This is a genomic window from Actinomadura rubrisoli, assembly GCF_004349215.1.
In the GTDB taxonomy this organism is placed as follows: domain Bacteria; phylum Actinomycetota; class Actinomycetes; order Streptosporangiales; family Streptosporangiaceae; genus Spirillospora; species Spirillospora rubrisoli.
Genome location: NZ_SMKU01000034.1, coordinates 33,660 through 43,511 on the forward strand (window position 1 = coordinate 33,660; position 9,852 = coordinate 43,511).

The window sequence follows — 9,852 nt, forward strand, 5'->3', positions numbered from 1 at the left end:
ATGCCCACGATGCTGGCTCGCGACAACCCCCCGCTCTGGTACGGGGGGAGTGCGCCGGACACAGACATCGCCCCGTGCGAGCAGATCACCAGGGTCCGCAACCGGGCGATCGCGGGCGGGGAGACAGCCCGCAAGCTGGCCTACTTCGAGTGGTCGGTGGACGTGCACACCTCCGACTGCGAGACTGGTTGCGCCGAGCACGACGACCGCGACGACTCCGCCACCTGGGCGAAGAGCAACCCCGGCCTGTACGTCCGTGTCTCGCTGGAGATGATCCAGCACCTGCACGACTCCATGTCGATGAAGGGCTTCGACCGGGAGATCCTCGGCGTCGGGAACTACCCCGCGGTCGGCGGCGGCTGGCAGGCCATCTCACAGCCCGCCTACGAGGACGTCGAGGACGCCGAGTCTCGCGCGCTCGACCCGATCGCGTTTGCGATCGAGGTCGCCCCGGACCGGCAGGCCGCATCGATCGCGGCGGTCGGGATGCGCGAGGACGGCCTCTTGCACGGCGAGATCGTCGCCTATGAGCCGGGCACGGCGTGGATCGCCCCGTGGATCGAGGCGCGAGTCCGCAAGTGGCGGCCGTTGGCCGTGGCGATCGCTCCGGCCGGCCCGACCGGCAGCCTGGAGCCGGACCTGGACGACGCGCTCGCCGAGGCCCAAGAAGACCTGGACGAGGACGACCGGATCACGCTGAGCCTGGTGAAGGGCCGCGACACGGGCGCGGCGTGCGGGGGCTTGTACGACGCGATCGTCCGGACTCGCAACGCACCCCCCGACTGGGAGCCCAGCATCCGCATCCGCCCGCACCCGGCGCTCACGGCGGCCATGGCGGGCGCCGCCAAACGCTACATCGGCGACGCGTGGGTGTGGGACCGGCGCGGCACGTCGGTGGTTCGAGCAGCTCTACCGGCGCGGCGGCCGGGTCGCCCTCAGCTACAACGACGTCGACAAGATGCTCGACGATGTCGCGTTCAACAAGTTCGACGCGGCCGACTACACGATCTTCGGATCGATGCGCGATCGGACCGTGGCGAAGTACCAGGATCTGCTCCACCAGCGGATCCCGCCGGACCTGGCCCGGCTCATCACGCGCAAGGGCGAGAACCTCAGCTACCTGCGCCGCGGTGTGTCGAACGTGGTCTTCCACCTCGATCTCGCACTGGGGATCAACCCCCATCGGGAAAAGCAGCGCCGCCAGATGCGATTGGCGGCGGCGAAGGCGGAGAGGGCGGCCAAGTTCGATCCGATCATGCGGGCGAAACCGGTCCCTGGCGCGAACATGACGAGCATCGGGACTCATGGGGAAGACCGTTCGAATGGCCGCACGCGTCGTTCTCAGAAGATGAGGAGATCCAGCCGGAAATCCCAGGCCGCCGCGACGGCGCAGACACCGGACAAGACGGGGATGACCAAGCGCCAGCGGAGCGGGAACAGGAGCGAGGAATGAACTCCATGACCGGATCGATGGCACGCGCGGGAACCGGCGTGGCGTCACGGGCATGGGTCCGCGGCGTCGTGGCGTTGCTGCTCGTCGCGCTCGCGGTCCCTGTGCTGCTGTCGGTGCTCGCCCCGGCCGCTCGCGCCGATGACGACCCCGACGACTACAGCCTCTACCAGCTGGCGTCGAACGCGAGCTCGTACTTCAGCAACGAGAGCTCCCCGGACAACGGGCAGGCCAACGCCGATAAGCGGATGACGGGTGAATGGCACGAGGTGACGAGGTGGCCCGGCAAGGCGGGGTCCTTGCTCGGGTACGCCGATCCGAAGTTCAGCTGGAGCCTGAAGTGGCTGTTCTCCGAGGCTTCGGGCTCGTCCCAGACACTGGGCTACGACACCTTCCAGGCCAAGGACGGCGATGGCCAGGATCTCGACATCTACAAAGGCCTGATGGATTATGCCCATTTCGGCGCGGCGAACAACGACCTCGGCTTCGACAGCATGTCCTCGGGCATCGGCGGCGGCATGCTCCACGCCGTCGGCGGCTCGATCATCTGGTTCGCCTACGCCCTGGCGATGGGCGTGTCGTGGGTCTTCTGGCTTGTCATCCAGATCCTCAAGCTGCTCAACCCGTTCTTCTGGTTCCACCAGGGCGTGGCCTCGGTGTCGCCTGCCTACAAGGAGTTCGCCGACGGGATGATCGGCGGCGGCCAAGCGCCCGACACCGGGCTGTCGGGCCTGTCGGGCTTCATCGCGCAGTGGTACGGCCCTCTGGTCGACCTGTCGTGGAGCGTCGGTGTGCCGCTGTTCATCGGATTCCTGCTCATCGGCCTGGTCTTCGTCAAGAAGATGGACCGCGGCTCGGCGATCAAGAAGCTCATCGTGCGGGTCGTCTTCATCGGTGTCGGGCTGCCGCTCATCGGCAGCATGTACACCGCGGTCCTCAATCAGTTCGACGACTCCATGCTCGGGCAGCACTCGGGCCCGACCCGAGTGGTGCTGTCGACCTACATCGACTTCAACCAGTGGATGACCGGCAACCGGCTGGCGGTCCCCGAGCAAGCGTCGATCTCGTGGAATGCCCAGGAGGGCCATGCGCTGCCGGAGTCGGTGCTCTCGGCGCGGACGTCCGCGCTGGCGATCAACGTGCAGGCCCACGGCGGAAAGAACGGAGCGTTCCGCAACATCTCTGTCGGCGCGAAGTCGAGCAACGCCGAGGACGCGTGGAGGACGGCCTCGCTCAAAGCCGAGGACGGCGATCGGGACGCAAACGCCGTGTTCACCGCCATGGGAATGCTCGGCCGGTACATCGCGAGCCAGTCGGTGAGCGCTTCGGACTTCGAGTCGGGCATCAAGGGCAACATCACCCAGATCCCCGACGACCAGGTGGACCAGGACACGAAGAAGAAGTGGTTCACCAAGGACGGCGACTACGGCGAGTCCGACGGATTCGGCGAAGGCGGTGACCCTGTCGCCCCGGTCGAGCACCCGCTGATCTCCACGGGTGCGGGCAAGGACGGCGTCGGCCTGGACTCCAGCGCGCCGGGCGCGGCGCAGAAGAGGTTCGCCTCGCGCGCCGGTACCACGGTGAACTGCGGGTACGCGGTCGTCGATGCCAACGGCGATCCGGTCGCGTGCAACCTGTCACCGCTGGCCGCCTACAACTATCTGAACACCGGGTTCGACACCGACTCGCTGACCATGTACTCCTCGAACAAGGCGACTTCGGGCTTCACCCGTGAGAACCACGACTCGGTGAGCCAGGTCGGCTCGGGGCCGGCGTCGTTCATGTACTGGTTCAACGCCGTGGTCCTGCTGTTGTCGATCGTCGCCGTCGGCCTGTTCTACGGCGTGGGCATGCTCGTCGCCTCGACCAAGCGGACCTTCGGTGTCATCACGGCGGTGCCGTTCGCGACGCTCGGGGCGATGGCAGGGATCTCCAAGGTGATCATCTATTCGGTGGCGCTCATCCTGGAGATCTTCGTCACCCTGTTCCTCTACCAGTTCATCTCGGAATTCCTGGTCTCCCTGCCACAAGTCATCGAAGGGCCGATCTCGAACCTGGTCAAGGGCAATCAGATCAACGGTGTCGCGAGCATCTTCGCCGACCCGGTGCTCGGGTCGACCGCCGTGATCGTCATGACGGTCTTCTCAACGGTGATGATCATCGGTGTCACGTTCGCTCTGCTGCGTGTGCGCCGGTCGGTCCTGCAGGCCCTCGATGAGGCGGTGACCGAGCTCGTCGACAAGTTCCTCGACACGACCACGCCGCCCAAGAGCGACGGCGGGGGTCTCCTGCCGGCCGTGGCCGGTGGGCTGGGCGCCGGTGCCGGGATGGCGGCGAGCAGCGGCCTGATGAACAAGTTCGGCGGCGCCAAGCCGAAGCCCGGCGGCGGCACCGGTGGCCGGCCCGGCGGCTCGCCGAAGGGCGGATCGGCCAACGCCGGTGGCACCAACGGCCTCGCGCGCCTGTCCGGCCGCGGCCCCCAGGGCCGGTTGCCTGCGGGCGGCGGCGGTCCGGGTGGCGGCCCGGGCGGCGGCCCCGAGGGGCCCGCCGGTCCGGGCGGCTTCGCCGCCGGGCTCGACACCGGCGGCTCCGGTGGCCCAAGGGGCCGGGGCGGCGGAGGTCCAGACGGCGCCCTCGGCACCGGATCATCCGGTGCCGACGGCAACGCCAAGGCGCTGCCTGCGGGCAAGTCCGAGTCCCCCGGCGAGACCGGCTCGCGCATGCTCATGAGCGGCGGCGAGACCGGCCGATCGCAGCAGGATCGGTCGCTGGCACGCCAGGTCAACGCCCAAGGAGGCCTGTCCAAGCTCGGCGGCCCGCAAGGCTCGACGTCCAGCGCGGCGACGGGCGCCAAGCCCGGGCCCAAGACCAGCGGCGTGGTTCCCGGCGGCGGGGCAGGCGGTGGTCAGATCCAGACCCTGCGGCCGGTTTCTGCAGGGCCCGGCCTGCTGCCGACTCGGCAGGAGGCCGTGCAGAGCTTCGGCGGTGAGGACAAGGTGGCGGCGAAGGCGAAGGCGAAAGGCGTCAGCCAGGCCCAGTTCGAGCGGCTCTACCTGGGCCCGTTCCGCAAGGACGGCGGAGACGGGCCGTAGTCGCAGCCGGTGCGCCTGCGCCAGCCGCGACCGACCCGGCCATCTCAGCGGCCGGTGGCGACTGGAGAGCCGAAGAAGCCGAAGCATTGAGGGCAGGCACCGGGTGGCGGGATATTCGCCACCGGGGTGCTGGTCCGCCGATGACCAGGGAGGTTGATCGTGCGACCCTGATGACGCCGCCATCGGGGACGCGTCTTTGTGCTTGCAGCGGCGAGTTCGCTGGTGGAGCGGGCAGGGGCTGCTGGCCGAGCGGGCACCTCGCCGGGTCGCTCGCTGGTCTGGGCTGATCGGCAGAGGCCAGGTCCTGGCCAGGCGCTCGTCGGCGATGGCGCGCATGAGGTGATCCTCCAGGTGCAGCACAAATGCGCTGTCCGACCAGGTCGGGATAGACGATGAAGGTCCGTCCGGCGAGATTGACGACGCCATCGCGTTGCACGATCCGGTCGACCTGGACAGCCGTGCCGACGGGCAGGCGGGAACGGCCGTTGCAAGTCGGCAAGGCCGGTGCCGCAGGTCGCGGGTCGACGGGCCCGGTCCCTGCGATAACGACGTGCCGGTACATGGAACACCTCCATGTCGTGCGCCGTGTCTCCCGCCTGGAGGCTTCCCCGTCGCCGGCTGGTGCACTGGTAGGCCGGACGGTCTCGACACGATGTCGCCGGTTCGCTCGAGGTGGACCGGAAGACGATCCTGCGCTACGTCGAGCCGGCGATCGCGGCGGGGTTCGTGCCCGATGCGACGTCGCCGATGACCGAGGCGGACTGGGCGCCGCTGGTCAGGGAGTGGTTCCCGCATCTGACCGATACCCGGCTGCGGCAGGTGACCTGGCCGGCCTTCGACAAGCACCGCGAGTACATCGCCCAGGTGCTGCGGGCCGGGGCGACCAAGGCGACGATCCATCAGCGGCTGCGTGACGAGCACGGCGTGACCGGCTCAGTGGCCTCGCTCAAGCGGTATGTCGCGGCTCAAGCGGTATGTCGCGGCGAACCTGGCTGAGAAGGTGTTGCGGGAGAGGCGACGGTACTGCGGGCCGATCCGGAGCCGGGGCCCGAGGCGCAGATCGACTACGGGCTGCTGGGCTCCTGGACGGATCCGCGAACCGGCTCCTCGGAGCCGGACTGTCGCGACCGGCTTACCGGCCACCGCATGCCCGCGCGGACTACTTGTCACCCGCCCTCGCGGCTTCCGGCGGAATGGAGGTGGAGTCTGCGTCCCAGTCGGGAGGAGAAGGCCGACTGCTCGGCGGAACGGGCGGCTGCGATGGCGGGACCGGACTGTCGATGAACGGCGTTGTGACGACTCCCTCGCCGAACGGGTCGCCGCCATCGTCATGGCAGGCGCCCACTACCAGGACAGCGACGACCGCGGTGGCACACGCGGCGTACCTCAGCATAAAAACTCCCTCCCCACACTCAACCGGCTCGCCGAGCATAAACAATGCTCTGTCAGGAAAACTGTCAGCAAAAGCACGAGATTGAACCTTTCTCGCCACATTCCGCGCCCTCACCCATCGCGCGGAGGCCGGCTCAATCAGAAAGTCGACTTTCGACTGACATTCGAATTGACGAGTTCGCCCCTATCGTGTGACCCGCCGGTAACCTTCCCGAACCGGACACCGTCCGGTTCCCAAGACAGAAAAAAAGGGGGCGTTCGCTATGTCCGAGCCTTACAAAGGCATCGCCTATCTGGAGTTGTACGTCGACGACGGGCCCGCGGTGGTGAAGTACTACGTCCGCGGGCTGCTGTTCGAACGCGTCGCGGTCGCCTACGACCGGATGCAGCGCTCAGTGCTGCTGCGCAGCCATGACGCGCAGGTCGTCATCACCACCCCGGCCCGCGCCGGCGGGCCGGTGGCGGACTACCTGGCCCGGCACGGCGACGGCGTCGCCGACATCGCGCTGTACCAGCAGGACCTGGGCGCGACCCTGGCCCGGGCGAACCTGACGGGAATGCGGGTGCTGCCCGGCCCGGCACCGGCGACCACCCTCCAGGACGTGCAGCTCGCGCGGATCGCCGGCGCCGGCTCGGTCCACCACACCCTCATCCAGCCCACCGGCACCTCCTTCGACGGCATGCCGCCCGGGTTCTGCTGGGACACCGACACCGTTTACGAGGCGGCACCCGACCGCGCTGCGCGTCCACGCGGCATCGACCACCTGACCTGGTGCCTGCCCGCAGGCGAGCTGGAGGCCGTGGTCTCCCAGTACCGGCGCACGTTCGAGATGGAGATCATCGGCAGCAACCAGATCGTCGCCGGCGCCACCGCCGCCAACAGTCATGTGCTGCGCGACTCCGCCGGCGTCACCCACGTCATGCTCGAGACCGACCGATTCCTGCAACCGCACGGTGGCGGCCAGATCGAAGCCTTCATCGCCCGGCACGGCCGCGGCGGCATCCAGCACGTGGCCTGGTCCACCAACGACCTCCTCGCCGCCATCAGGCGCTTCACCGTCGGCGGCGTGCGGTTCCTGGACCCGCCCGGCGCCTACTACGACGCGCTGCCCGAACGTCTGGCCGCGCATCCGGTGATCGGCGACCAACTTTCGAACCTGCACGAGTCCGGCGTGCTGGTCGACCACGACCACAGCGGCCTGCTCTACCAAATCTTCACCCGCTCACCGCACCGCGGCGACGCACTGTTCTACGAGCTCATCCAGCGCGGCCCCGGCACGACCGGGTTCGGCAGCGCCACCTTCCGCGCCCTGCTCGAAGCCCAGGAGGCCGCCGCCTCCCGCCCCGCTCCCCGCACGGCGACCGACCAGCCAAGCACACCGGCCAGCTGACCTCACCGCCCGACTTCGAGGCCGCGGCCAAGCCACGCACCTGGCCGCCCAGGGTGTGGGACTTCATCGCCGGAGGCGCCGCCGGGGAGACGACCGTGCACGCCGACACCGCCGCGTTCGAACGCTGGCAGGTACGGCCGCGCACCTGCAATGGACGTCTCCCACATCGACCTGACCACCTGGCTGCTGGGCTCCCAGTGGCGCATGCCTGACGCGAAGCTCCCCGAACGCCCGCTGCCTGAGCTGATCAAGCGGGTCACGGCCGCCTGGCGCGAACGCCAGGCCAAGATCCGCGAGGTCGCCGCCACGCTCACCGTGAGACATGCGGCGTCGACGACGGCCCCTGCAGCACCGGTACGCTGAAGATCCCGACCGAAACGATCCGCAAGCCCCGGCTTGATGAGGCCATCCGGCTCGGGTGCGGCTCGTTCTCAGGGACCGGTTGACCTGATCACGGGTGAGGCGGGGCACCGGGCAGTAGGGCGGAAGGTGAGGTCAGGCGTGGGGGTTCCGGCCCGGGTCTTGTTGATCGACGATGCGATGCGCCTGGATCTCGAAACCGGGTGGCCAGCGGGTGAGGTCGCTGGCCATGGCGCCTTCGAGGCGGGCTCGGTCCAGGTTGGCGGTGCTCAGGTCCGTTCCTCGCAGGTCTGCCGAACGTAGATCCGCCTCGACCAAGGTTGTGCCGTGGGTCCGTGCTTTACGAAGGATGGCGCCGCGAAGGTCGCAGGCACTGAGGTCGGCGTCGGTCAGGTCGGCCTCGACCAGATTCGCTTCCCGCAGGTCGGACGATACGCAGCGGAACTGCCGCAGGATCGCCCTCGTGAGCACGGCACGGCGAAGGTTCGCTGAGACCAGCGATGCCCTGCTGAGATTGCCCTCGTAGAAACTGGCGGACTCCAGACACGAATGGTCGAAGTTGATCGCGTGGAGCCACAGTCCGTCACAGTCGGCGCGCCGCAGGTCGGTGAGGCTGAGGTTGAGCCAGTCCGGGCGTCGGGCATTCTGATTGAGCACGCCGAGGCCGGTCAGCGCCACCTGCGCGTCGGCGGTTCTGGTCTCGACGGGACGCACGGTATCGATCAGCGCGTCCTGGCTCGGCTGATCGTCCTGAGGGGGCCAGGGCAAGTGCGTCCGGATGAACGCCGTCAGGATCGAGATAACGGCCTCTTGGTCGCCCGGCGAATGATCGGCGATGCGCCACAAGGCGTAGAGGCCACGGATGCGCACGTCCAGCTTGTCACTGCCCAGTTGGTCGACCGCTCGGCTGAACCGGTCGGTGACCTGCCCTTCACGTGTGGCGGCGAGTCCTTCCCGGTTGATCTGGAACTGCCGCCAGGTGGAATAGGCGCCGAATAGCACGACCATCCCGACGACCGCTTGGAGCAACGTGCCGCGTACGTTGTTCACCGCGCTGAGCCGGTCCTTGGGATCCACCCTGGCACCGGCAAGATCATGGTCGACCAGCAGTCCCGGCAGGATGACGAGCACCACAGCAAGGTGAGCCGGAACGGCCGACTCTGCAGAACTGGCGATATCCGATTCGCCCGACGTCGCTCAATCCGATCGCGCCCGCCCACGTTTACGTGACCTTAGGGAAGGACATGGGCATCGGCAAGGCATGCCTGAACGATCGGTGGATTGCTCCGGCCGCCGAAAGTGAACGGGTCGAACTCCGGCTGGAGATCGTGGCTGTCAGGCGGTAAGGGCGTAACCGTCCTGGTAGCGGTTGTGGTGAACGCGGCGGCGTTCCTGGGCGAGGTGGTAGTCCCAGAAGGCAGGAAGATCTGCGGAGGCGATCAGGGCGCGGAGCTTGAGGATAGCCTCGGCGCCCGCCAGGTCCCATCTCGCGCCGGTGATTTCGAGGCGGTCGCCGACAATACGACGAACTGTTCCTTCGATGACTCCGGTGGCGATCGGCCACCAGCCTGCGCTGGTGCCCGGGCTCCACCCACCGCCGGACCACGCCGTCGGCACCGATCACCCCGACGTGATCCGCTCCAGCACGACCTGCTCCGACGCGATCGCGGCGGGCCTCCAGCACGACCTGCTGCTCGCGCAGCGCCCGCAGATCCAGGTGCGCCTGAAGTAGCTGGCGTTGCAGCTCACGTCCGTGTTCGGTGAGCATCTCCTCCAGGAGGGTCATGAGTGAGTGACGCGGTCGCCGGATCGGTGAGCTGTCCGACGAGACAGTTGAATATGCTGGCCGCGACCGCAAAGCAGTCAGCGGCGACGGCTGTGTCATACGGTGCCATCGCAGGGCTCTTCTTCCCGGCGCGGTTCGATTTTGGTTGGTTACTTATGAACCTGCCGGGAGAAGAGGCCGGCCACAATCACCCGCGCGGTGACGAGGCGATGCCGCCCCCTTCCCGGGTTTCGCCCTTCCACCCATCCCGCGCCCTGCCCGCCCATCTCGCGCGCCACCTGATCGGTCACCGCGAACAGCCCCGGCCCGTCCTCACGCACCCAGCCGCGCTCGACCAGCCGCTTGAGCTTGGACCGCAGCCCCTCCCGTTTGGCCGCCTCA

8 protein-coding genes and 1 pseudogene are annotated in these 9,852 nt (G+C 68.2%); 5 read left to right on the forward strand and 4 right to left on the reverse strand.

Annotated elements, in window-relative coordinates; genetic code table 11:
- Positions 1 to 372 precede the first annotated feature (372 nt).
- Complete coding sequence (locus tag E1298_RS47980) at positions 373 to 510, reverse strand: hypothetical protein (RefSeq protein ID WP_165975395.1); 138 nt, start codon at positions 508 to 510, stop codon at positions 373 to 375.
- Here E1298_RS47980 and E1298_RS47985 point away from each other — a divergent pair.
- The 4 genes from E1298_RS47985 to E1298_RS10120 all read left to right on the forward strand — a co-directional run bounded on the left by E1298_RS47985 (position 505) and on the right by E1298_RS10120 (position 7,688).
- The gene (locus E1298_RS47985) at positions 505 to 4,542 is read left to right on the forward strand and encodes a hypothetical protein (protein WP_165975390.1); all 4,038 of its coding nucleotides are present in this window, start codon (positions 505 to 507) and stop codon (positions 4,540 to 4,542) included. The two genes, E1298_RS47980 and E1298_RS47985, sit on opposite strands and share 6 nt — an antisense overlap.
- 672 nt (positions 4,543 to 5,214) lie before the next feature.
- Positions 5,215 to 5,538 carry a hypothetical protein gene (locus E1298_RS10110; RefSeq protein ID WP_131891597.1) on the forward strand — a complete coding sequence of 108 codons (324 nt, stop codon included), beginning with the start codon at positions 5,215 to 5,217 and terminating at the stop codon, positions 5,536 to 5,538.
- A gap of 659 nt (positions 5,539 to 6,197) precedes the next feature.
- A complete protein-coding gene (locus E1298_RS10115) occupies positions 6,198 to 7,325 on the forward strand; it encodes a VOC family protein (protein WP_131891600.1) in 1,128 nt (375 codons plus the stop codon).
- Positions 7,326 to 7,475: 150 nt separating this feature from the next.
- On the forward strand, positions 7,476 to 7,688 hold the full coding sequence (locus E1298_RS10120) for a hypothetical protein (RefSeq protein WP_131891603.1): 213 nt from the start codon (positions 7,476 to 7,478) through the stop codon (positions 7,686 to 7,688).
- A 132-nt stretch (positions 7,689 to 7,820) separates the two neighbouring features.
- Here the strand turns inward: E1298_RS10120 and E1298_RS10125 are convergent, their stop codons facing one another.
- Entirely contained in the window at positions 7,821 to 8,816 is a 996-nt protein-coding gene (locus tag E1298_RS10125; RefSeq protein ID WP_207944543.1) for a pentapeptide repeat-containing protein, read from the reverse strand.
- Between the two features lie 204 nt (positions 8,817 to 9,020).
- Positions 9,021 to 9,245: pseudogene (locus tag E1298_RS50265) on the reverse strand (ISKra4 family transposase); the annotation flags it as partial.
- Between E1298_RS50265 and E1298_RS10130 the strand changes: the two are divergent.
- The gene (locus E1298_RS10130; protein WP_131891609.1) at positions 9,226 to 9,417 is read left to right on the forward strand and encodes a hypothetical protein; all 192 of its coding nucleotides are present in this window, start codon (positions 9,226 to 9,228) and stop codon (positions 9,415 to 9,417) included. The pseudogene E1298_RS50265 and the gene E1298_RS10130 overlap by 20 nt on opposite strands.
- Positions 9,418 to 9,620: 203 nt before the next feature.
- Here E1298_RS10130 and E1298_RS10135 read toward each other — a convergent pair.
- Positions 9,621 to 9,852: hypothetical protein (locus tag E1298_RS10135; RefSeq protein WP_207944544.1), on the reverse strand; the 232-nt coding region annotated here is incomplete at its 5' end.

What these genes read in the sequence shown, in the direction of transcription:
- E1298_RS10130 (WP_131891609.1), top strand. Translation starts at nt 9,226, where the DNA reads ATGACTCCGGTGGCGATCGGCCACCAGCCTGCGCTGGTGCCCGGGCTC.
- E1298_RS10120 (WP_131891603.1), top strand. Translation starts at nt 7,476, where the DNA reads ATGGACGTCTCCCACATCGACCTGACCACCTGGCTGCTGGGCTCCCAG.
- E1298_RS10115 (WP_131891600.1), top strand. Translation starts at nt 6,198, where the DNA reads ATGTCCGAGCCTTACAAAGGCATCGCCTATCTGGAGTTGTACGTCGAC.